Source organism: Mesorhizobium sp. WSM4808 (assembly GCF_055811675.1).
The window spans coordinates 72,628-95,318 of the sequence record NZ_JBVVQX010000004.1 but is presented as its reverse complement, the minus strand read 5'-3'; the positions used below and the strand labels follow the sequence as shown (position 1 = coordinate 95,318).

21 protein-coding genes are annotated in these 22,691 nt (G+C 61.4%); 9 read left to right on the top strand and 12 right to left on the bottom strand.

Features of this window, described 5'->3' with window-relative positions; genetic code table 11:
- Positions 1–31: 31 nt before the first annotated feature.
- From exoK to AC0L2U_RS08160, 4 genes are all read right to left on the bottom strand, one after another.
- Positions 32–889, bottom strand: a complete 858-nt coding sequence (gene exoK / locus AC0L2U_RS08175; protein WP_127808145.1) for an endo-1,3-1,4-beta-glycanase ExoK — start codon at positions 887–889, stop codon at positions 32–34.
- Between the two features lie 149 nt (positions 890–1,038).
- A complete protein-coding gene (locus AC0L2U_RS08170) occupies positions 1,039–1,434 on the bottom strand; it encodes a single stranded DNA-binding domain-containing protein (RefSeq protein ID WP_127322326.1) in 396 nt (131 codons plus the stop codon).
- 291 nt (positions 1,435–1,725) lie between these two features.
- Complete coding sequence (locus tag AC0L2U_RS08165; RefSeq protein WP_127808146.1) at positions 1,726–2,748, bottom strand: glycosyltransferase family 2 protein; 1,023 nt, start codon at positions 2,746–2,748, stop codon at positions 1,726–1,728.
- A gap of 95 nt (positions 2,749–2,843) precedes the next feature.
- Positions 2,844–3,974 carry a nucleotidyltransferase family protein gene (locus AC0L2U_RS08160; RefSeq protein WP_127808147.1) on the bottom strand — a complete coding sequence of 377 codons (1,131 nt, stop codon included), beginning with the start codon at positions 3,972–3,974 and terminating at the stop codon, positions 2,844–2,846.
- Positions 3,975–4,487: 513 nt separating this feature from the next.
- Here AC0L2U_RS08160 and AC0L2U_RS08155 point away from each other — a divergent pair.
- The 6 genes from AC0L2U_RS08155 (at position 4,488) to AC0L2U_RS08130 (ending at position 10,409) form a co-directional block, all read left to right on the top strand.
- Positions 4,488–4,640 carry a lasso peptide gene (locus tag AC0L2U_RS08155; protein ID WP_013891488.1) on the top strand — a complete coding sequence of 51 codons (153 nt, stop codon included), beginning with the start codon at positions 4,488–4,490 and terminating at the stop codon, positions 4,638–4,640.
- 137 nt (positions 4,641–4,777) lie between these two features.
- On the top strand, positions 4,778–5,092 hold the full coding sequence (locus tag AC0L2U_RS08150; RefSeq protein ID WP_127289880.1) for a PqqD family protein: 315 nt from the start codon (positions 4,778–4,780) through the stop codon (positions 5,090–5,092).
- Complete coding sequence (locus AC0L2U_RS08145) at positions 5,076–5,654, top strand: lasso peptide biosynthesis B2 protein (protein ID WP_128363272.1); 579 nt, start codon at positions 5,076–5,078, stop codon at positions 5,652–5,654. Before AC0L2U_RS08150 ends, AC0L2U_RS08145 begins: the two co-directional genes overlap by 17 nt.
- The gene (locus tag AC0L2U_RS08140) at positions 5,651–7,573 is read left to right on the top strand and encodes a lasso peptide isopeptide bond-forming cyclase (RefSeq protein ID WP_127808149.1); all 1,923 of its coding nucleotides are present in this window, start codon (positions 5,651–5,653) and stop codon (positions 7,571–7,573) included. The genes AC0L2U_RS08145 and AC0L2U_RS08140 overlap by 4 nt, the downstream gene beginning before the upstream one ends.
- A 59-nt stretch (positions 7,574–7,632) precedes the next feature.
- Positions 7,633–8,556, top strand: coding sequence for a phosphoenolpyruvate carboxykinase (ATP) (locus AC0L2U_RS08135; protein ID WP_473563726.1), 924 nt, complete (start codon positions 7,633–7,635; stop codon positions 8,554–8,556).
- An 8-nt stretch (positions 8,557–8,564) separates the two neighbouring features.
- Positions 8,565–10,409: an ABC transporter ATP-binding protein gene (locus AC0L2U_RS08130; protein ID WP_127808151.1), complete on the top strand. Its 1,845-nt coding sequence runs from the start codon at positions 8,565–8,567 to the stop codon at positions 10,407–10,409.
- Positions 10,410–10,506: 97 nt separating this feature from the next.
- Here the strand turns inward: AC0L2U_RS08130 and AC0L2U_RS08125 are convergent, their stop codons facing one another.
- Positions 10,507–10,782: a hypothetical protein gene (locus AC0L2U_RS08125; RefSeq protein ID WP_023811582.1), complete on the bottom strand. Its 276-nt coding sequence runs from the start codon at positions 10,780–10,782 to the stop codon at positions 10,507–10,509.
- Positions 10,783–11,383: 601 nt separating this feature from the next.
- On the opposite strand from AC0L2U_RS08125, the gene AC0L2U_RS08120 reads away from it, so the two are divergent.
- Positions 11,384–12,061, top strand: a complete 678-nt coding sequence (locus AC0L2U_RS08120) for a sugar transferase (RefSeq protein WP_127808152.1) — start codon at positions 11,384–11,386, stop codon at positions 12,059–12,061.
- Positions 12,062–12,161: 100 nt separating this feature from the next.
- Positions 12,162–13,427, top strand: a complete 1,266-nt coding sequence (locus tag AC0L2U_RS08115; protein WP_164761652.1) for a polysaccharide biosynthesis/export family protein — start codon at positions 12,162–12,164, stop codon at positions 13,425–13,427.
- A gap of 191 nt (positions 13,428–13,618) precedes the next feature.
- Here the strand turns inward: AC0L2U_RS08115 and AC0L2U_RS08110 are convergent, their stop codons facing one another.
- The 5 genes from AC0L2U_RS08110 to AC0L2U_RS08090 form a co-directional block, all read right to left on the bottom strand.
- Positions 13,619–14,932 carry an O-antigen ligase family protein gene (locus AC0L2U_RS08110; protein WP_127395548.1) on the bottom strand — a complete coding sequence of 438 codons (1,314 nt, stop codon included), beginning with the start codon at positions 14,930–14,932 and terminating at the stop codon, positions 13,619–13,621.
- A 184-nt stretch (positions 14,933–15,116) separates the two neighbouring features.
- Complete coding sequence (locus tag AC0L2U_RS08105) at positions 15,117–15,944, bottom strand: SDR family NAD(P)-dependent oxidoreductase (protein ID WP_127395547.1); 828 nt, start codon at positions 15,942–15,944, stop codon at positions 15,117–15,119.
- Between the two features lie 88 nt (positions 15,945–16,032).
- Positions 16,033–16,527, bottom strand: coding sequence for an acetone carboxylase subunit gamma (locus AC0L2U_RS08100; protein WP_127328812.1), 495 nt, complete (start codon positions 16,525–16,527; stop codon positions 16,033–16,035).
- Positions 16,524–18,728, bottom strand: a complete 2,205-nt coding sequence (locus AC0L2U_RS08095) for a hydantoinase B/oxoprolinase family protein (protein ID WP_127395546.1) — start codon at positions 18,726–18,728, stop codon at positions 16,524–16,526. The genes AC0L2U_RS08100 and AC0L2U_RS08095 overlap by 4 nt, the downstream gene beginning before the upstream one ends.
- A 13-nt stretch (positions 18,729–18,741) precedes the next feature.
- Complete coding sequence (locus AC0L2U_RS08090; RefSeq protein ID WP_127808153.1) at positions 18,742–20,901, bottom strand: hydantoinase/oxoprolinase family protein; 2,160 nt, start codon at positions 20,899–20,901, stop codon at positions 18,742–18,744.
- Between the two features lie 112 nt (positions 20,902–21,013).
- Between AC0L2U_RS08090 and AC0L2U_RS08085 the strand changes: the two genes are divergently transcribed.
- Positions 21,014–21,793, top strand: a complete 780-nt coding sequence (locus AC0L2U_RS08085) for a helix-turn-helix transcriptional regulator (RefSeq protein WP_127397718.1) — start codon at positions 21,014–21,016, stop codon at positions 21,791–21,793.
- 52 nt (positions 21,794–21,845) lie between these two features.
- Here AC0L2U_RS08085 and AC0L2U_RS08080 read toward each other — a convergent pair whose 3' ends face one another.
- Both AC0L2U_RS08080 and AC0L2U_RS08075 read right to left on the bottom strand, forming a co-directional pair.
- Positions 21,846–22,139 carry a type II toxin-antitoxin system RelE/ParE family toxin gene (locus tag AC0L2U_RS08080; RefSeq protein WP_348629729.1) on the bottom strand — a complete coding sequence of 98 codons (294 nt, stop codon included), beginning with the start codon at positions 22,137–22,139 and terminating at the stop codon, positions 21,846–21,848.
- Entirely contained in the window at positions 22,136–22,417 is a 282-nt protein-coding gene (locus tag AC0L2U_RS08075) for a type II toxin-antitoxin system ParD family antitoxin (protein WP_023811572.1), read from the bottom strand. The genes AC0L2U_RS08080 and AC0L2U_RS08075 overlap by 4 nt, the downstream gene beginning before the upstream one ends.
- Positions 22,418–22,691: the final 274 nt, after the last annotated feature.

Below are 22,691 nucleotides of genomic sequence, written 5' to 3'. Positions count from 1 at the left end.
CGGTCCCGCCGGTTCAAATCGACTTTCCCAACTACTTTACACTGCATGCCAGCGATTCCGGAAATTGACAGGGTTCGCCGAGCGCCGTGAAGGCAACCCGCTCGATCTGCAGGGAAAGCTTGCGGCCCGGATCCGCGAACGCTCCCATCCAACCCTTCATCGTATCGCTGCCCCAAAAGCTGAAGAATATCTTCTGTGCATGGCTGGGCAGCTTCGCCGGGTCGGTAATCGTGTTCACCAGCTGGCCGTTGACGTACCATCGCAAGCTGTCCTTCTGCCAGACGAAGGCGTAGTCGTTGAAGGCGTTCTCCGTGCCGCCAGGCACGTCGACCAGCTTCTCGTTCTTGCCCTTGCCCGCGATATAGGCATTGACCTGCACCTTGGAAGTGTCCTTGGTCAGCACCTCGAAGTCGATCTCGTCCCAGGGCTGCTTGTCGCTGGGACCGATATAGGTGAAGAACGCCGCGTTGAGGCCGGAGCCGGTATCGGTCTTCAGCCGTGCCTCATAGGTGCCGTAGCCGAAGCGCTGCTTGGTCTGTATCTCGCCGCAGACGTAGTCGCGATCCTTCAGCGTCTGCTTTTCGAAGCCGAGCGACAGCACATTATTCGACAGTTCGACCATGCCTTTCGACCAGGTGCAATTCTGATGGCTGCCGTTGTTCCAGCCGTCGGAAACATACCAGCGCGCGCGATCGAAGCTTTTGAAATCATCGACGAAGGACGGCGATGTCGGAATTTCCTGGGCGTAGGAAGGGGTTGCCAGGAAACCGCCGAGAGCAGCCAGCAGCAACGCACCGAGCGACCCCAGCCGTCGCCAGGCGGCTTGTCCGGTCCGATATGCGAGAGGCGGCGCGTCAATTGCCGTCGTAGGTTTCGGATTCGACTTCATATCAAACTCACCTTTGCGCTGTGTGTCCCCAACCCAAAGTCGACGTGCGAACCGCTCCTGAACGGGCCAACCTTGACCTTCCCTGTGACCCTCTCGATTGCTTCCCGCCTTGCATCAAATCTGTTGCAACAGTTCCGAGCCTTCACGTTTCAACCTCTGCCGGCGCCTGCCGGCCAGGCGAATTCCGCCGAGGCGGCCGAATCGGCGTCCTCGTCGAAGACCATATCCAGCGAATGACGGAGCTCTTTCATCATGCCGTCCTGGCGCGACAGCGCCGCAATGCGGCGTTCGCAATTCAGGATCGACTGTGTCAGTGCGCTGACTTCCGAAGACCGCTTGTCGGAAGCTGAGCCGTTTTCCATGGCTTCGACCAGGAAGGCGGCGTTGGTCGACGTTGTCCGGTAGCGATTCTCAAGCCCGGTTCTCTCGGCCTCGATCTCGGCCGCAATCTGTTCGAACAGCTTTGCCAGACGATCAAGACGTGAAACATCGGCCTGCCGGTCGCGGGCCGGATCCCTTGATCTGAAACCGAATATCGAGGCCATGAACTCAGATCCCTGTCATCGCCGGCTTGTGGGCCGGGCTTCTGGCCGATCCCCGCAGCCGGGGCTAAAAAATTCGTGTTGCGTTGTCCTGCTCCTTTTGAGGGAGAGACATCGGACCAATCCGATCGGGGGCCAGTTCGGCTGGTCGTCCACTATGCTGCACCGCAACATAGACTGCCATCGTCGGAGCCGCGAGGCAACCACCCAATTCGTAAACTCATAAATCTGGCCGAAATGGTTTGCGTGATGACGTGCTGCGAGCGGACAAATCGCAAGCACCGGGGTCCGCTCTCAGCGTTCCTTGCCCGTGCTGGTTCCGGCCATCAGAAAGCGCAGCGGCGGCACAGGCTTTTGGCTGGACATAAGGCCGACGCGACGAAACAGCGCCTCGAGCTTGTCGGAAGCCACGCCCTGGACGATGGCGACGAGGTTGGACAGGCTGGCGAAAGCGTAAGCCGCGGCCGATGCCAGCCCCCGCTCAGCCTTGACGTCAAGGAAATTGCGCAGCCGATATTTGTCGCGCACGTGCCGTTCATGCCGCCGCAGCACCGCCTTCGAGCCTTCCGGCAGACTGTCGATCGCCAGCAGCGCCAGATCCGCATCGGCCAAACGCTTCAGGTCCTGAGTCTTGTGGCGGCCGCTCAAAGAATCGGCGCGGACGACGGCGCCGTAGCCGCAGGAGCGAATGACCTTGAACCGCGCCCCGCATGCGACCGCGCGGGCGTAGAGTTCATAGTCCTCGCCCAGCCGCAGGCTCTCGTCGTAGCTCAACCCGTGGCGGTCGAGGAAGGCACGGCTGATCACCGGCTTCAAGAAGCCCAGTTCGCCCCTCTGCACGCGGCGCCTGGAGATGTTGCCTTCGACGAAGCGCTCGAAATCGAGGAATTCCGGATCGGCGGCAAATTGCGGCGCCACGATTTTCGTCGCGTCGCCCGTCGCATCATCCCTGATCAGCATGATGTTGTCGGCTGCGAAATCCCAATCGGCGCCGGCAAACAGGTTGCGAAACCGGCCTTCGAGGAAAAAATCGTCGGCATCAAGAATGCTGATGAACGGCGATTTCGAGCCGGCGATGGCTGCGTTGCGGGCAAAGGAGGGGCCGCGATTGACATCGAGGCGCATCACGGAGAGCCGCCCGCTGCCATCATCGGCGGATCGTGCGACATCGGCGGTGTGGTCGGTAGAGGCATCATCGACAACGACGACCTCCGCCACTTCCGGTTCGCGCAACGCGGATGCGATGGCGACGGCGATTGTCGCTGCCGCGTTTTTTGCCGCGATGATCACGCAGACCTCGGATTTCGTCATCGACATGGATTTGCCTCTCGTACAGGTAATATCGATTTGCCCTCGCCCCATACTCCTTCGATGCCCTACAGAATTGCCATCAACACCCAATTTGCCTTCATTCAGCGACTCCCCGGCCGCTCGAAGATGCGGCGGCTGATATCGGCGGACGCCGCCCAACCGGCTTCGGCCAGATAGCGGACCGGCGCGCGGCCGCACAGTTCCCACAGCACCGTTCGCCGCTGTGGCCACCGCAGCGACGGCAGCCATGGCGCGATGACCATGCTGAGCAGATCCTCATTGCCGATGCGCGACAGGATCCTGGTCGCGCGCTGCGACAGCAGCGTGCCACCGCCGCCGAGTAGCACATCGGCGGCGCGCAGGCCAAGCAGCAGCGTGTCGTCCAAACCTTGCACGGTTGCGGCATCGAGCAAACGCTGCTGATCCGCCTCGTCGAGGCGGGCGGCGCTGGCACCGATATCACAGACGTAGCCCGCGCAGGGTTCCCGGTTGAAAAGTGCCTTGGCGACGCTGATGCAGGACAAAAGCAAAGTATCGGCCACCGAGGTGAACGGCACCGTCGCACCGGCGATTTCGACCTGTCGCTTGCGCCGCAGGAACCCGTCCGCGTCGCGCGGGCTTGGCGAGCCGGGCTGCTGGAGGCGGTAGTGGAGATCTACCGTGGACGACCTCGGCCCGTCGTCCCGGGTCATGTGCTGTTCGCCGAGGAAGCGGACCCACCAGACGGAGTTCGACTTGCCTGATACCTCATAACCGATCTGGCGAAGCGCATCACGCGCCCTGAAAAATCCGAGCGGCGAAACCAGGATGTCGACATCGCCGGACGGCTTCATGAAGTGGTCGTCGTAGAGAAGCTGCTGCTGGAACGGACCCTTCAGAAAAACAAAATCGATCTCGCTGGCGCGCAGCACATCATGGACCGCCATGGAATCCATGATGCAGGACGCGTTCATCGAAACCGTCCTCCTGCGGTAGGTGTCGAGCCATCGGAAAAGCTCAGGCGGCCTCTCAAGCGCGGGTGCGCGCGAAAGGGCCTTGAGGACAAAGGTGGCGACCTTGTTCAGCCTGGCGATGTCGGCAATTTTGGCACCGTCCAGATCACGCATCGAAATGTCGCCCGCGCCGGCGTGCGGCCCGGCGAAATACAATCGCAGGCAGGCCTGCACGCAGGCCACCTCGTCGGCACAGCCGGCGGTGCGCAATCGTTCGTATGAGCCGTCAGGCAAGGCCATTTAGCGCACAATCTCCCAAGAAAGCGGTTTGCGCGAACACTTATGCTGCATGTGCGAAGCAAACATCACCAAAAACCTCGATGCCGTAAAGCCTTTCCTTTTGCAGTGCGAATTTTTGCAACCGAAGCGCCTATCGAGATCGCATCGTAAAGAAGTGAGAACCGCGGCTGAAATATCCTTGCCAAGTCTTTTAGCCGATCCCCGGCCGAATTTTCCAAACAGAAAATTCTTCCATTAGCGAAGCCTAAAAATAAGCACAAAGCAAACGACTTATGCAAGCAAAATCATATGCTTAAAGAATCAGCACAGGCGCTGCCATCATGCCCAAGAAATCGGCTAAAAAGTGACAAGTTTTAGGCATGGCCGCTCATGTCCTGACGCCAGCAACGTAATTGATTAACGGAAAGTAAAACAGTCTTGACTCATAAATGCTGCCGTGCAGCTATTGCATTGCAGCATAAAAGTGCTGACGGCACTCGACAGGCCGTTTCCAGTCCTAAATCGGAGAGTAAAATGGAACAGAATGTTGAAAAGCATGAATACGAGACACCAAGCCTGACGGTTCATGGTTCGATTGAGACCATCACCCAGGGTGGCGGCGGCAACACGGCGATCGACGCATCGTTCCCCGCGCACACGCCGATCGGCGACCTGACGTTCTCCTGAGACTTATAGCCGTTCCAGAGTGACATTTTGGGACTCTGGATTCAAAAGCAGACGTAAGAGGGGTCGGGGGGGCCAGCCTCCCGACTTCTCCTGCGCCAACCGGAGATGTCGAAGCGTTTTGTCAGTGAGGTGCGGGGATGAACTGGAAGCAATCCGACCATGATCTGGCCGACCACGATAGCGTGAGTGCGACCAAGGATGCCGTGGCTTGCGAGTTCGGCGATGGCTTGGCGCTGCTCAATCTCAAATCCAATGTCTACTACAGCCTGAATGGCGTCGGCGCCTTCATCTGGGATTTGATCCAGGAGCCCCGGTCGATCGGCGACATCCGCAGCGCCGTGCTTGCGCGATATAATGTCGACCCGGTGCGCTGCCAGGCCGATGTCGACGCATTGCTGAAGGGCCTGACTGATAATGGGCTTGCGAGACGGCATCATGAGGCACTTGTCTAAGCCGGTCCAGCACAAGGCGCTGGTTTCGCAGGCCATAGTTTCGCGGGCCATAGTTTCGCGGACCCTGGTTTCTCGGGCCACGGCTTTACGGCAGGAACCTGCGAGGGAAACAGGCTTCAAGCAGTCGAAGCGCGGCGGAAGCCGGCACGGGCTGGTCAGGATTTTCTCCCTGAGCGGCTCGGAAATGATCTTCCTTGGCCATTGCCTGCTGGTGGTGGCGACAGTTCGGCTGGGGCTGACGCTGCTGTCCTACAATCGTGTACGCAGCCTGGTGACGCGGCTCGACGCGCGGCAGTGCGCCTCGATGGGTGAACTGCGGCGTGTCGCCTGGGGTGTTGCCGCCGCGGCCCGTTTCGTCCCTTACGCGACATGCCTGACCCAGGCGCTCTCCGGCCAGTATATTCTCGCCCGCCAAGGCAATGAATCGACAATACGCATCGGCATCGAACGTGGTACGGGCGAGCAGTTGAAAGCACATGCTTGGCTGGTCAGCGACAACCATATCGTGCTTGGCGGATCGGTCGACGGCTTCGCCCATCTCGTCGACCACGGCAGCCGATGAGCGGCGTCGCCGGAATCCTGCTGCGCGGAGCACACGCACCGGCGGTCGCGGCGGCAGACATTCAGCAAATGCTGGCGCGCATGCGCCATCGCGGTCCCGACGGCGGTTCATGGTGGCTGGACACCAGCATCGCCCTTGGCCACGCCTGGCTCAACACATCGGATGAGGTCGGTCCAGGCCCTTTGTCGATGGCTGGCGACCGGCTCGCCATCACCGCCGATTGCCGGCTGGACAACCGTGACGAGTTGCTAGCCAGGCTCGGTATCCGCGACCAGTCGGTGGCCGACGCGATCGTGCTGATGCGGGCCTATCTGCGTTGGGGCGAAGCCTGTCCGGAGCATCTGCAAGGCGATTTCGCGTTCGCCATCTGGGATGACGAGCGGCAATCGCTGTTTTGCGCGCGCGATCATTTTGGCGTCAAGCCGTTCTACTACCACGCGGCGGACCGGCGTTTTGCCTTCGCGTCCGAGATCGGGCCGATCCTGGGGGTCGAAGGTATCCGCGCACGTGTCAGCGAGCGCCAGATCTCCGGCTTCCTGGCCGGGCTTCCCGACGACCCGCAGTCGACCCCCTACAGCGATATATTCAGCCTGCCGGCCCGCCACAGCCTGACCGTCACCGCGCAACAGGTGATGTTGCGTCGATACTGGCAGATCGAGCCGTCGGCGCGGCCCTTGCGGTCGGATGCATCGGAGGAATTCGCCCATCTTTTCTCGCAATCGGTGCGCAACCGCATGCGAGGGACCTCGGCAGTCGGCGCAATGTTGAGCGGCGGCCTCGATTCCTCATCTATCGCCTGTGTCGCCGGCCTGCAGAATGCCGCTGCGCGCAAGCCGAAGCTGCCGACCTTCTCGCTGGTTTTCGAGAAGGGCTCGCCGATGGACGAGCGGCCCTTCATCGATGCCGTTCTCGACCAGCAGAAGGTCGACGCGACACTGATCCCGGTCGGCAACTATGCCCCTTTCGCCGAATTCGAACGCGTGCTGGAAGAACAGGAAGGAATGTTCCTGGCGCCGGGCCTGACGCTCACCCGCGGTATCTACCGGACTGCCGGCGCCAAGGGCATCAAGGTGCTACTGGACGGCCATGGCGGCGACGAGGTCGTTTCCCAAGGCCATGGTCACCTGCACGAGCTTGCGAATGGCGGCCGATGGATGGATCTGTGGCGCGAGGTCCGCAGCGCCTCCAATACCTATGGCGACAGCACGCTTGGCCTTTATCTCCAGTTCCTGACCCTCTACGGGCCGGCCTGGCGCATCGCCAAGCTGAGGCATCTGGCCAACCGTGCCCTGAACAGTATCCGCAAGCCCGCGCACGTGCAGCGCGCGCGAAGCTGGCGCGACCTGATCAATCCGGACCTTGCCAAGCGCACCGAGCTTGTCGACCGGTTTCACCGGGCCGGCTATATGCCGCCCCGCGTTCAGGCCAGCGACGCCTTGAGCCATCGCTGGATCCTGTCGAACGGCTATGTCCCGCATGCTTTCGAGGTTCTCGACAAGGCCGCCGCCAATTTCGGCGTCGAGCCGCGATACCCATTCTGGGACAAGCCGCTGGTCGAGTTCTGCCTGGCATTGCCGGGCGAGGAGAAGCTGAGCCACGGCTTTGGTCGCTATGTGCTGCGTCGCGCCATGCAAGGCGTATTGCCGGAGGCGGTGCAGTGGCGACGCGACAAGATCGACTTCACCGCCAATCTCGTCAACGGCATGCTGCGCAATCATCGCGACCTCCTGGAACAGCTGCTGGTCTCGGATGCAGGCCGCATCGCGCCTTATGTCAATCTGCCGCAAGTGAGTGCTGCCTATGCGCGACTGCTGCGCCAGCCCGATCAGGCAGCCCCCCTGGATGTCCAGTATGTCTGGCGCTCGGCCTCGCTGTCGCTCTGGCTGCGGCAACTCCAGCACGGCGGGAGCCCCACGTGATGCCGCGCAACGAGCCGATGGCCGCATACAGTGATAATCCCCGTCCGCATGGCAGGGCCATGCGAGAACGCCGCTTCTACCGCGCCTATGGTCTGACCATCGCGTCGGAGGTGATGTTGCCCGAACTGCAGCCGGCGCCGCCCGGGGCGGCGGATGTCGTGATCGCCGTCGGCGCGATCGACCTGCCAAAGCCGGCGCCCGAAGCCGCGACCGACTTTCGCTTCGAGGCGGACCGGCAATATCTGGCCTGGCATGCCGTGGGCGCGTTCCTGATCACCGATTCCAACCGTATCGACATTGAACCGGCGCCCGGCGTCGACGACGCGCTGCTGGCGTTTCCGCTGCTCGGCCCGGTCATGGCGCTGCTCTTGCACCGGCGCGGCCTGCTTGTCCTGCATGCCAGCGCCATCGCCGCCGCCGGCACGAGCGCCATCTTCATGGGTGACAAGGGTGCCGGCAAGTCGACGACCGCAAGTGCGATGATCCGGGCCGGGCATCGACTGCTTACCGATGATGTGGTGGCGCTGGACCTCGCCAATCCGAGTGAGCCAATGACCGTTCCGGGATTTCCGCAGATCAAGCTGGCGGCCGACGCCGCGGCGGCGATCTCGCTCGGGGAAGCGGAAGTGCGGCCGCAAGTGCATCCGGCGATCGACAAGATGCAGCATCGCCTGAACGGTGACTTTTCGGGCGATAAGGTGCCGGCGACCAGGATCTATATCCTCGAGCGCGGCGAAAGGGCTGGCATCACGCCCTTGCCCGCCATTGCCGCCCTGCCGGCCATCATCAAATTCTCCTATGTGACGCGCTTCGGCCGCGCGGCCCTCCCCGACGACTTCGCGGCGGCGCATCTTCAGCAATGTTCATGGATTGCTAACCATATCGGCGTGTACCGGCTGGAAGTCCCGACGGGCCTGGACAGGATCGGCGAAGCCGTGGAGCTGATCGAAAAGGATCTGTCGGCTGGCAGCCGGCGGTCGTGAGCGCAACCATGTCGAAGTCCCCAACCCTTCGCCTGTCGCTGTTTCGAGAAATTGCCGCATTCGGCGCCGCCATTGCCCGGATCGGCGGCCGGCGAACATGGACGGCGCTTTTCTTCCTCATCCTCGGCAGCCTGACCGAGGGCATCTCCATCCTGCTACTCATCCCGCTGCTGCATCTGGTCGGACGCGCCGACCAGGATTTCGCTGTTCGGCTGCCCAACAATGATTTCGTGCGCTGGCTGGTGCCTGACGGCACGCTGCAACTGACGACCGTGCTTTGCATGCTGGTCGGGCTTGTTGCAGCGCAGGCGGCGTTCAATCGCTTCAAGTCGGTCTACATGGCCAAATTGCTGTTCGATTTCGTCAACCGCGTTCGCATGAACCTGTTCGAAAGCATCGGCAAGGCGCGCTGGGGCGTTTTTACCCGAATGCGCAGTTCCGACCTCGATCATGCCCTGACCGGCGACATCGACCGCGTCCAGGGCGCGGCGTTCTCACTGCTGATGCTGGTGCAGATCGCCGTTCTTCTGGCTGGCTATCTCCTGGTTTCCATGTTCATCTCGCCGGTCATGACGCTGTTTGCCGTCGTCATCGGCATGCTGATGTTCGTGGCGCTGCAGCCCTTCCGGACACGGGCCACTGCCTTCGGCCGTGTGCTGACCGCCAATCGACAGGATCAGTACCGGACGGTCTCGGAATTTCTCGGCGGCATCAAGGTGGCCAAGAGCCTGAACGTTGAGGACAGCTATTTCGCGCAGCTGCGGTCGACGCTTGAGAAGATGAAGGCCGACAACATCGACTATGTGCGCAACAGCACCATCGGCACCGCGGTATTCCAAGTGGCGAGCGTGGTGGGCCTGAGCCTGTTCATCTATGTGGCTTTGGTTCGCTTCAACCTGTCGCTGGCCGAGATCGTCGTCCTGCTCCTGGTCTTCATGCGCATCGCGCCGCGCTTCATGGACATGCAGACGCAAGCCCAGCAAGTGCTGATCAACCTGCCCGCCTTTACGGCAATGCGCAGCCTGCAGGCACGTTTCGATGCCGAACGCGAACCAGGCCATACCGAGTTCGCCGACGCCGGGACACTCTCCCTCAATACGGGATTGAATATTCGCGGTGTCTCCTTCGCCTATGGAGATGCTGGCGACAAGGTGGTGGTGAGCGGCATCACCTTCGGCCTGCCGGCCGGCAAGGTCACCGCCCTGATCGGCCCGTCCGGATCGGGCAAGAGCACGATCGCCGATATGCTGCTTGGCCTGCTGGAGCCCACCACCGGCATGATGCTTGTCGACGGCGTCGAGATTGATGCCAGCAATCGCCGTCGCTGGCGCGACCAGGTGGCCTATGTGCCGCAGGACGTGTTCCTCCTGCACGACACGATCGCGGCGAACCTGCGCCTTGCCGCGCCACGGGCCAGCGATGGCGACCTGTGGGCCGCGCTGCATCAGGCGCACGCCGGCGAGTTTGTCGAACGGCTCGACCTCAGGCTCGAGACGGTGGTCGGCGATCGCGGCGTGCGGCTCTCGGGCGGCGAACGCCAGCGCATCGCGCTCGCGCGCGCGCTGCTGCGCAAGCCGTCACTGCTCATCCTGGACGAGGCGACCAGCGCGCTCGACTGGCAGAACCAGTCGCTGATCGCCAGGTCGATCGACGGATTGCGCGGCACGATGACGATCCTGACCATCGCGCACCGGCCGTCGATGATTGCCTTCGCCGACTGGGTGGTGGCGATGGAAAACGGCCGTATCGTCGAGGTCGGCCAATATCAGCGGCTGAAGGAAAAAACCGGCAGCCGGTTGTCGAGGATGCTGTCGGGGGAACAGTCAGAGGGCGAACCCGCCGATGTCGCGTGAGCCGGCGACCAAGACGCGCCGAAACCGATTCACGCGGCGCCTAGTCTCTTGTTTCGAAGCATGCCTACAAACCGGGGGCAGGTTTGAGCAATCTGCATCAATGCAGGCCGCGCCTGGCACCGCCCAGCTTCTCGCTTTCGGCGACCTCTGGTGCGTTCAGTTTGCGCTCGGCGTCACGGGCTATGTCGGCAGGCGTCGGCGCGCTCCTGGCGATCATGGTGTAGATGAGCACGAAATAGCCGGCCTGAATGATCACGGCGCAGATGATGACGCGCACCAATATCGTGCCTATCGACGCTCCGCCCAGCCAGGACCAGCCGACGACGATCGCCAGAGCGAAAATCATCCCGAGGATGAATTTTGGAAGTGCCATACCCAACAGCCCATAAACCGGCTCGGGTATTATCACGATTGCCCCACCCGAGCGCCGTCCCTTGTCATGTGGGCTTGTTAAGGTCGCCCACTCTCGACCGGTTGCTTCCGGCCTTTTCCACCTGTCGTCACCGTGACAGGTATAATTTGCAATTCTATTAAGGCGAGCAATAGGCGGCAAGGGCAACTTCGGATATTTTTGATCGAGCTTTTGCGATCGACTCTGCCATGCTGCAATGCACGCAACGGGAGCTAAGCCGATCTCCTCTCCTCGGCATTTTTCAGTAAGATAGACAATATTAAGTAGTATTTTATACGGTTTTCACCAAGCATCAGGGCATGATAAAGCACTAATTTGCAGCTTGCCTTGGCAAATAGGTAGGTCCGCCTAAAAACCGCCCCACAAAGGCCTCTATTTTTTCGGCCGTGCCCATTTATTGTCACAAATGTGCTAAATACGCCGAAATTTGTGCATGACAAGCTTATTATTTAGTCAATTCATGACGTGACTATTTCAATGGGGTGGTAAATTGTGTGTTGCGCTGCAACATTTTTTTGGTATCGTGCGCTGAACCATTCGTTCAACGCATGGAGTTTACGGCATGAGGGACGTTGCCAAGTCGGCCACGGCGAGCTTTTCGCAGGCTGACATCGATTTTCCGCCACCGATCGGCGGCTTGCTCAAACGCAGCTTCGATATCGCCGGTTCACTGATTGGACTGATCGCACTCAGCCCGCTGTTTGTCATGATAGCGCTGCTGGTCAAGTTTTCCGACGGCGGCTCGATTTTCTACGGTCACAGGCGAATTGGACGCGGCGGGCGGATTTTTCCTTGCCTGAAGTTCCGCACCATGGTTCCGGACGGCGACAGGGTATTGGCAACCTATCTCGCCGCCAACCCGGACGCCAACGCGGAATGGATCGCCACCCGCAAGCTGAAGAACGATCCGCGCGTTACCCGTGTCGGAGCTGTGCTGAGGAAACTCAGCCTCGACGAGCTGCCGCAGATCATCAACATCCTGCAGGGCGACATGAGCCTTGTCGGCCCTCGTCCGGTCGTGCGCGACGAGCTGGAGATCTATGGCACGTCCGCCGTCTATTACCTGAAATCCCGCCCGGGCCTGACCGGCCTGTGGCAAGTCAGCGGCCGCAACGATGTGTCCTATGACAGCCGCGTCGCCTTCGATCGCCACTATGTCGAGAACTGGTCGCTGTTCGAGGACGTTCGCATCATCATCAAGACCGTCCCGGCCGTCTGGATGTCGCGTGGTTCTTACTGACCGGCCGGTGGCCAATGCCAGACATTGGCATCGGCCATTCAACGCAAGCTCATCGGGCGATGGGGCTATAGCGGATCGGAACGTTGAGTTGAAAACAGATTTGTTCGAAGCCTTTCGCAGCGGCCCGGATTCCGGCCGGCTGCGGCGGGCGCGTTTGCTGGCCACATGCCTTGCCATGGCGCTCGTCGTCCCGCACATCGCCGCCGCCGGCGACTATCGCCTCGGCTCGCAAGACAAGCTCACCATCCGCGTCGCCGAATGGCAGACAGTCGAAGGCACATTTCGTGACTGGTCGGCGGTGAATGGCGAGTACACGGTCGGTCCATCCGGTACGCTGTCGGTGCCGTTCGCCGGCGAGTTGCCGGCATCCGGCAAGACCACGTCCGAAATCGCGGCGGCGATCGGCGAGGCGCTGCAGAAAAAGCTCGCTTTGTCGGACCGACCGGAAGCCTCGGTCGAGATGGCGCAGTTCCGGCCCTTCTACATTTCGGGCGAAGTCCAGAACCCAGGCCAATTTCCTTATGTCCCGGACCTGACGGTGTTGAAGGCGATCAGCGTCGCCGGCGGCATCAGGCGCAACGCCGATTACGGCCCCCAGCTCGGCAAGGACCTGGTCACCGCCAAGGGCATGTTCGACATCTCCGACGACCAGCGCATCCGACTGATCGTCAGGCGCGCCCGCATCGATGCGGATATGGCCGGCAAGGCGAGTTTCGACGTGCCGAAGGAGGTCGAGGGCGATCCGAGACTGCCAGCCATCGTGGCGGACGAGATGACGATTCTGACGGCCGACCAAAAGGCGCTGAAGCTGAAACTCGAGGCGCTCGACGACCTGAAGGGGGTTTTGGAATCTGAAATCGAGTCGCTGCAGAAGAAGATCGTCAATCAGCAGCAGCAGGTCGACTTGGCGCAGCAGCAACTCGCCAGCATCGGTCCGCTGGCGCAAAAAGGCCTGATCGCCAATGCCCGACTGCTGGATTCGCGCCAGTCCGTGGCCGACCTGCAGGGCAAGATCCTGGACTACGAAACCGCCATCCTCACCGCCAAGCAGGCGATCAGCAAGGCGAAGCAGGATGCTATCGATGCCCAGAACACCTTGAGTTCAAGTCTCGCCACTGACCGGCAGCAGACCGAAGCCGACCTGAACGAGGCCGCGTTGAAGGTGAACATGCAGAAAGGCCTGATAGCCCAGGCCAGCGATCCCGCGATGGCGGCCGCTATGACAAATGATCAGCAGCCGACCCTGCTCTATTCACTGGTGCGCAATGTCGACGGCAAGACCACCGAAATAGCCGCCAAGGAAGAAACCCCGGTGCTGCCTGGCGATGTGATCAAGATCAAGCTGGCGCCGCTGGCCAGCCAGTAGACCGACTTCCAACACGATCCAGTGTTTCGAGCCAGAGCCTCACCCGACAAATCGGGATGAGGCTCTGGCTCAGTTGTTTGAACATCTCCCTGCGGAAACCATAATAGCCGTCTCGGGATCGAGGCTTCCCGTCCGAGCACATGCTTGCTCAAAAAAGGAAGGCCGCTCCCTTCAGCCCGCGAGATGATAGTTTATGAGGGACCGGCGCCCGCCGGATGGCCGGCATACCGAGGCCAGTCAGTCTCGCCCCCGGCCGCGTCAGCCGGCTCCAGAGCCGGTGACCGCCGCCTGCGGGTAACGGGCAGCCGCGCCAGCTTGAAGAAGCTGAAATACATCAGGAAAGAACCCATGATGTAGGGATTCAGTATCTCGACCTCGACGAAGGAGCGGATCAGCAGCAGGACCATCACGCCGAAAAGGATCACCGAGTCCGCCTGCCATGCCTTGAAGATCACCGCCGAGACGTGGCCGTAGAGCGTGCGCAGCATGATCAGCGACACCAGCGTCGCTCCGACGAAGCCGAGTTCGACGAGGGCCTCGATATAGGTGTTGTGGAAGTGGAAGCCGGTGCGGGTGGTGATGTAGAATTCGTTCCACAGCCGCTCGGCTTCAGCGAAGCCCTGCACCCAATAGGCGGCATAGCCGACGCCGAGAATCGGCGATTTCTGGACCGTGTTCCAGCCTTGCTCCCACAGATAGGTTCGCCCGGTGAGCGTCGAATCCTTGCCGAAGAGGCCGAGGACGAAGTCCATCAGCCCGAGATTCAAGGCGACGAAGGCCGTCACGACCAGCAGCCCCGCGCCGATCAGGAAGATGACCCGGCGATAGCGGCGTGACAGAAGTTTGCTCATCGCAAGAAGCGCCACCAGCGCCAGAACCGCGGGTATCGAGGCCATCGAGGTGGCGGAATGCGAGGCGACCAGGACATAGGCCGACAGCAGCACGACGGGCACCGCCAGTATGAAGCTCAGCCGGCCGCGTCTGTAGAATGCAAGGAAGACAACGCAGAAATAGATGCCGAGCGAGCCGACAAAGCCGATCTGATTCTTGGAGGCGAAGGCGCCGACGAAGTTCACGGTGCCGTCGAGGACATCCTCGGAATAGTTCCCGACCTTCAGCGAATAGAGAAGGACGACGAATATCCCGACCAGCGCCCCTATGGTCAGCGTGCGCACGCTGACGGTGCGCGCAGCTACGTAGGCGCAGGCAATATGGGAAAAATACTGGACCGACGTCCTTGCGGTGACGCCGGGAGCCTGCGACCAGAAAACCGAGAAGCAGATATAGGCCGCAAACAGCAGCGGCAGCCAGGCGCTGGACAGATGCCGCAGAAACCGCCGGTAATCGACCAGGATGAGCGGAAGCCAGACCGCATAATAGGCCAGGATCAAGATTTGGCCGAAGATGACCGAATAAGAAAACGCCCAGATCGAAACGGCTACGGCAAAGGCGCCATAGACCGAATTCTTCTCGGGATCGATAAGCAGGGACTTTGGAATCTTCATCTCAGGGTTCCGCCGACACGACCCAGGGCCGGCAAGCCATGAGCCGGCCGGAATCTTCGCAAATATGGGCGTGCAATAAACGGCGTCTCCATTGTGCAGTGCAATATAACCTATTGCGCCCGGCGCTCAATGGCAAATCCGGTCACCTTGTCTTACAGCGAGGCATCTGCGGAGAGATCAGCCGCTACCAAAGCGCTCCGCCGGTGATCTGGATGTTCTCCATGGTGATGCCCTTGGCGAGATCCGAGCACAGGAACACCGCCAGAGCCGCGATCTCCTGCGGCTGCAGCATGCGCTGCTGCGGGTTGCTTTTGGCGATCTCGGCCATCGCTTCCTCAGCGGTGCGCCCCTTGCCTTGGCGCTCGACGACCTGCGCCACATTGCGGCGCATCAGTTCGGTCTCGACCCAGGTCGGGCTGATCATGACGCAGGTGACGCCATGCGCTGCCCCTTCCAGCGCCACGCAGCGTGTGAGGCCGAGAAGGCCGGCCTTGGACGCGCAGTAGGCTGGGTTGTCCTTCCAGCCGACCGAGGCGGCGGTTGAGCCGATGTTGACGATGCGGCCCCAGCCGCGTTCGATCATGCCCGGCAGTACCGCACGCGTGACGCGGAAGGCGCCCGTCAGGTTGGTATCGACGATCTTGTCCCATAGCGCGTCGGAATGGCCGCAGACCGGCTGCTCCGCGGTCGTCCCAGCGGCATTGACCAGGATATCGGCGGGGCCGATGGCCACCTCGGCGTCAGCCGCGAACCGATTGGCGACGTCGCTGTCGCGCACGTCTAGATGAGCGGCGTGAACCCTCGTTCCGTGGGCGGCAAGAGCCGCACGCACGCGCCCGATCTCGTCCGCGCCGGGATAATAGGCGGCATCGGACCTGTCGGCGCCGGCCGGCGCGATGTAGGAGCCGACGGCGACGTTCGCGCCGGCTTCAGCCAAAGCCGTGGCAATGGCAAAGCCCATGCCCGAGAACCCACCGGTAACGATGGCGCTACGGCCGAAAAGGTTGTTCATGGCGCACGGTCTCCACTTCGTTCCGGGCAGGCAATCAGGCCTGACCGTATTTGGCAATCACACCGGCGCAGCCTCCATCGCCAGCGTTTCATGTTTGCTGGAGCGGTTTGCCTAGCCATTCGCGATAGAAGCCTTCGAGGTCGGGCTCGAAATCGTGGACGATGGGATAGCCAGGTGCCGCCGCTTCCACTTCGTGCAGCGTGCCGCATTGCGGACAGATGAATTCGCGGATCTCCATCCATTCGGGATCGGGGAGATCGCTGTTGGGATAGATTTCGCGCAAAGCCCCCTCGGTGTTGCGGACGTTGATCGCAGCCTTCAGCTTCCAGTTCTTGCGATAGTCGCCGAAGGAGTGGCCGCATTCGCAGCGGGTAATGCGCTCATCGCCGCTCTGGCAGATGAACAGATGGTCCGAGACCGGCAGCAGGATCGGATCTTTCCAGGCGACACGATCCTGATAGACGGCAACCATCTTGAAGAAACGGTCATCGTCCTTGTAGGCACTCATGATCCGCCTTGTCTGTGGCCAGGGCAGCTTGCCTGCGGCCAGATCGCCCAGGACTTCCTTGCTATACGAGGTCATGGCTTTGCTCCCGGCATGAAGATCGATCTGGCATCGACGTTCCAGAACTCGCTGAATTCGCTGGTGAAGCGCGGCGACAGCTTGATCGCGCTGGCGTACATTTTCTTCACCTCGGGGGCGAAATCGGCCTTTTCGACACGACCACGCTCCTTGGCGATCCAATCCACCACAGGGACCGCCTTGGCCAGACGCTCCTTGCGCATGGCGGCGCGGCGCTCGACCGTGGCGTCGATATCGGCGATGGGATAGCCGTCTTCATCGTCCTTCAGCACAATGCCGAAAACCTGGTCCGCCGCTTGCCGGGTGAGAAAGCCGTTCTCGACATCCCAGGCGGTCTTGATCGGATCGCGCTCCAGTACGTCGCCGTAACCACCGCCGCCATTGTAGGAATGGCTGAAGATGTCGCCGGATTTGTGCGGCGCAGTGATGTAGGGGCCCTCGACCACGACATGGTCGCCACCGATGTTCCGCTCGTAGTCGGAGACATGCGGATCGATGCCGGGCGCATGCGCCAGCGGTTCGCCTTTTGCCGCGAGTTCGTGAATGTCTGAGTTGCGCACGGCGCGATGCTTCTGGCAGGTCGGCGCCGGATAACCGCCGCACATGCCGCCATTGTCGAACACGCGCGAAGAATGTTCGGAGGTGTGGAGCCGCAGATGCGACGTCTTGTTGATCAGCCAGGTCGAGACGAAGGAACAGCCGCCGCGATATTTGCCGGCACCGCCGGAGTTGGGCACGATCGAGCGGCCGATATAGACCATCGGCATCGACTGTTCCCAGACCTCGATGTTGCCCATGTCGGATTCCGGGTTCCAGCCGACATAGGCGGTGTCGAGACCATCCTTGATTGCGAGCGCGCCGGAGCCGGCGGCGGCGCATTCAAAATGGGCCATGCCGAACGGCGTGCCGTACTGGCTCTGGCCACCCATTTCGATCATGGGGCTGTTGACCTGACCGACGAAGGCCTCCTCGACGAAGCCACGCGCGATAAAACTGCGCGACAAAAGCCGCTGGAAGACGCCATAGGCTGGCAGCAGCAGCGCCCACGAGGTGGCGGTCGCCACCATCTCGTTGTCGGGATTGGTCCAGGTGCCGTGCGGCAGTTTCAGTTCGGTCGCCATCCAGGCGCCGTCATTGACCAGCCCTTCGAAATTCATGTGCTGGGTCAAGGTGACGAACATGCCGCCATCCATGCCGGCCGGCGTGCAGTTCATCGAATGGTAGCCCCAGGGCTGCGTGCCCTCGAAGTCCATGGTGATCTTGCCGTCGGTGGTGATCTCCATCTCGATCGGGATGTTGTAGAGCCAGTCCGGATCGCCGAGCAGCTGGAAGCCGGGTTTGCCTGCGGTGACGTGGCCGTAAAAAGTGTGGCCGCGATAGATTCCGGGGACGGTGAGCTGGCGGGTGCGGGCGAGCTGGGCACGGCGGCCTTCCTCGATGAACTCCTTCGACACCTTCATCCAGTAGTCGAGGCCGATCTCGGAGATGAGCTGCTTGACGCTTTCGCGCATATCGATGCAGGAGGCGACCTTGGCCTTCTCGTCCAGCACCCAGTAGATCGGCATGCGCAGATTGCGCTCGCAGCGGATGACGTAGTCGCGGCGGATCTCGTCGTTCTCGCCGATCTTCTCGGCGCAGACGAACAGACCCTCGGTGAAGCGCTCCTGCGCGAGACACACATCACCGCCTGGGGTAATGCCGCCGGCCTCCAGCTCGTGGCAGACGGCGCCGGCCCAGCCGACAAGCGTGCCTTCATGAAAGATCGGCACCACGTCCATCACGTCGGGCACCTGCACGGTGCCTATGAAGGCGTCGTTGTTGGCGAAGATGTCGCCTTCGCGGATGCGCGGGTTGTCCTCGTAGCCGTTTTTGATCATCCATTTGATGAAGCGGCTCATCGTATGGACATGCACCATGATGCCGTTGGAGAGAGCGATGGCGTCGCCCTCGGGCGTGTAGATGGCGACCACCATTTCGCCGACCTCGCGCACGCCGGGCGAGGCCGAGATGCGGCGCGCCATTTCGCGTGCCGAGACGCAATAGGCGCGCAGCTTGGTGTGCAGCGTCTCGAATTTCAGCGGATCCTGGTTGCGCAGCGTGAGTTCCGTGATGCCGTCATAGCAGCCGGTCTCCTCCATCAGCCGCTCGGAATCGAGCAGTCTTTCGCGAAGGCGCAGGGCCGAGGCAGGTTTGTCCAACATGGCGGTCGCCCTCTCAAGCGTGGGTGTAGTGCAGCAGCGTCCATTCATCGACATGGACACGGTCCTGCGGATGAACGACGAGCGTGGTGGCGGGATGTTCGATGATGGCCGGGCCGATGACTTCATGGCCGGGCTGAAGCAGATCCATCTCGTAGAGATTGGCCTTGTGCCAGCGCCCGCCGATATAGGCCTCGCGCACGCCCTTGTGGGCGACTGCCGGATCAGACTTGCCGAGCGGCCGCTTGAGCAGCACCGGCTTGACCTTGTCTGCGGTGGCGATCAGCCCGAGTTCGGTGATGGTGAAGCCGGCTTCGCCATAGCGCGACACGCGATGGTTGACCTTGGCATAGACCGCCTCGAACTCGTCGATAACCCCGCGCATGTCGTCGGCCGAACCGACCTCGGCCAGCGGCGCCATGACTTCGACGTCCTCGAGCTGGCCGGTGTAGCGCATCATCAGGAACGGCACGGTCCTGATCTTCTCCCTGGTATGGCCGTCGGCGATCATCTCGTCGACCGCTGCCTTGGTCAGGTCGTTCCAGACCGTGGTGACCTTGGCGCCGAAGGCGGCCAGCGTAGCCCCGTCGGCGCGTGACGGGATGTCGTGCTGGGTGGAGACGGAATGACGCCGCATGAAATCGGCCGTGGTGCAACCGAAGGCGGAGAAGGCGGCCGCGAACTGGAAGGTGATGATGTCCTTGAAGCCGATGCCCCTGGAGCAGCCGGCCAGATGCAAAGGTCCCGAGCCGCCATAGGACAGCAGCGTGAATTCGGAGGGATGGATGCCTTGCCCGGAAATGACCCGGCGCAGCGCGTTGTTGGCATCGGACTCCAGCATGTCGATCATGCCTTCCGCGGCTTCCTCGACACCAACGCCGAGCACGCTGGAGCACTTTTCCTCGAAGGCGCGGCGCGCCTTTTCGACCTGCAGCACGACCTTGCCGCCCAGGAAATAGTGTGGGTTGAGGCGGCCGAGGATGGCGTCGCAATCGGCGATGGTCGGCTCGGTGCCACCGCGATCGAAGCAGATCGGACCGGGATCCGAGCCGGCGCTTTCCGGCCCAAGCGAGACCTTCTTGGTCAGGGGATCGACCTTGAGGATCATGCCGGCGCCGGCGCCGATCGTGTCGAGATGCAGCGTCGGCACGTTGAGCTTGAAACGGTCCATCAGCGGCTCGTTCTCGATCCGCGTCTGGCCGCGTGTGATGACGCCCATGTCGAAAGAGGTGCCGCCCATGTCCGAGCAGATCAGCGAGTCGTTCCCGATCAGCTTGCCGACATAGGCAGCGCCCAGAATGCCGCCGATCGGGCCGGAGATCATGGTTTCATGCAGGCGCGGGTGGTTGATCGAGGTCAGGCCGCCGAAGGAGAGCAATGTCTGCACGCCATATTTGAAGCCGTATTTCTTCGAGACATCCTCAATGCCCTTGAGCTGCTTGCGGCCGCGCGACGTGGCGTAGGCCTCGATCAGCACCGAGTTCAGCCGCGACTGCTCGCGGATGACCGGACGAACCTCGTGGCTGGTGTAGACGATGATGTCGGCACCGGCCTTGTCGACCTCCGCGCGGCAGATCTCTGCGATGCGCTTCTCGTGCACCGGATTGACATGTGAGAAGATGGTCATGATGCAGATCGCCTCGACCTTGTCGGCGATCAATTTTTTCGCCGCGGCGGAGACTTCGTGTTCGTAGAGCGGCAACACGATGTCGCCGAACTGGTCGATGCGCTCGGTGACGCCATGCGTGCGGCGGCGCGGCACCAGCGGATCTGGATGGTGATGGGTGACGGCATGCAGCCGGTCGGCATAGGAATAGTCGGCCCAGGCCTGCAGCCCCCGGCCCATCAGGATCATGTCCTCGAGGCCCTTGGTGGTGATCAGGCCGAGCCGGCGGCCGGTGCGCGACAACAGTGTGTTGAGCATGCCGGTGCCGGAATAGAGCACGACGTTGACGCCGGAAAACAATGATTCCAGCGAGATGCCCCAGGCATCCGCCGCGTCCTCGGCAGACGCGAGAAAACCTTCGGCTTCGTTCTTCGGCGTGGTCGCCGACTTGCCGATCTTGAAGTGGCCGTCCTGATCGACAAGGATCGTGTCGGTCATGGTGCCGCCGGCGTCGATACCGATGACGATTGGATTGCCGACGATGGGGCCGGTGAGATTGGGTTGGGTCACGGTCGCCTCGGGATCTGGTCTAGGTTGACGCAAGGCTAGATTCGATGGGCGGCTTCGCGCCATATGCCTAAAGACATAATGACGGCTGAGCTGACATCGCCGAAAAAAGGGCATGCGCATGGGGACCATCTGGGCGCCGCTCGCCAAAGCGATCGCCGCCACCGGCACGGACAGGCATGTCGACTGCCTGATCGACCTGATCGGCGCGGATATCGAGCACGACCTCGTCACGGTGACGCGCTATTCGACGACGCAGACACCCGAATTCATCAAACACCGACGCTTCTCGGACGAAATGGTCCGGCGCTATCTCGACAATTACTATGTCTTCGACCCGTTCTATGCGTCGTGGCGACGCGAGCGAAGGCTGGGCATCATGCCGCTGAAACGGCTTGCCAACGATGAGGCCAAGCGCGGCCAGTACATAGCCGGCTTCCTGGCGCAGTCGGAGATCTGCGACGAGGTCGGCATCATGCTGGCGGACGGCGGCGACTGGTGCCTCGGCATCTTCCTCGACCGCTCGACCACGCCATTCAAGGACAGCGAGATCGCCCTGCTGGATGAACGGCTGCCGGTGTTCGAGGCGCTGCATGCGCTCGACATCAAGGCGCGCGGAACGGAATTCTCCCGCACGTCAGCGCCGACAGGCCCCGGCGCCTCGCCCCGGCGGGAACCGACCATTCCAGCCAGCCTGTGGCCGGAGCTGTCACTACGCGAGCGGGAATTGGTCCAACTGATCCTCGCCGGTCACCCGACGGCCAACATCGCCGAACGCCTCGGCATCACCGTCGGCACGGTCAAGAACCATCGCCGGCGCATCTACGAGAAGCTCGACATCACCACGGAGCGGGAATTGTTTTTGCAGTTCTTCCAGCATCGGGTCGACCGATAGCCCGGGTTCGGACAGCTAAGCGGGTTACGCTTTTCCCGTTGCAGGTTAGAGCTCATCCTCCCAATTGGCGCCGCCATAGAACACACGGAAGATCACCACTTGGTCGGATTCCACTGTAAAGGTCACCGTTACACGGCGCTCGAAACCGACAACCCGAAGGCCCTGGCCGCAGATCGTCACGGCGTGTTCCGCGCTCCGAGGCGTAGTCGAGACCCTGGCAGTAGGCTTCGATACGCTCGATATAGCGTATGGCCGTGACGTTGCCGGCGGCGATCTCGATGGTGTCGTATATCCATCTTAAGTCCGCTAAGGCTTCCGGCAACAGAACAATATGCCGGCGCTTCACACATCCCTCTTAAAGCGGGCGGCGTGGTGAGCGCGGATGTCGTCAAAAGCCTGGTTGGCTGGGATAACTCGGGAAGGATCCGCCTTCCACCTGTCATAGGTCGGCACAACCTCCTCGCGGAGCCAGCGCTCTACGGCCGCGTCGCGCTCTTGCAGGGCGCGAAGGCCGGCGCGGATCACTTCACTGCTGGTCGCGTAGGTTCCTGATTCAACGAGACGGTCGATGAAAGCAGCCTGCTCTGTTGGCAGGCTGAAGGTGCGCTTTTCGGTGGCAGCCATGATTTCTCCTATAATGTCGGTGTGATTATATCATACCAATATCCAATACGTGAGAAAACCTGTCGGCCCAAGAAACCGACATTGGCGCTGCTAGCAGTCTCAAAATTCCTCTTGCGGAACCGCGCCGTCCCGGCTTAGTCTTTGCCTTCTCGCAAAAATGAAATTTAATTCCATTTGCCTGCAACCTTCTTGCCAGCGTCGTGCCCCCAGGAAAAATGAACGGCCCAATCGACTGAGAAAATATTTGATATATCATCTACCAGAGCGGAAATAG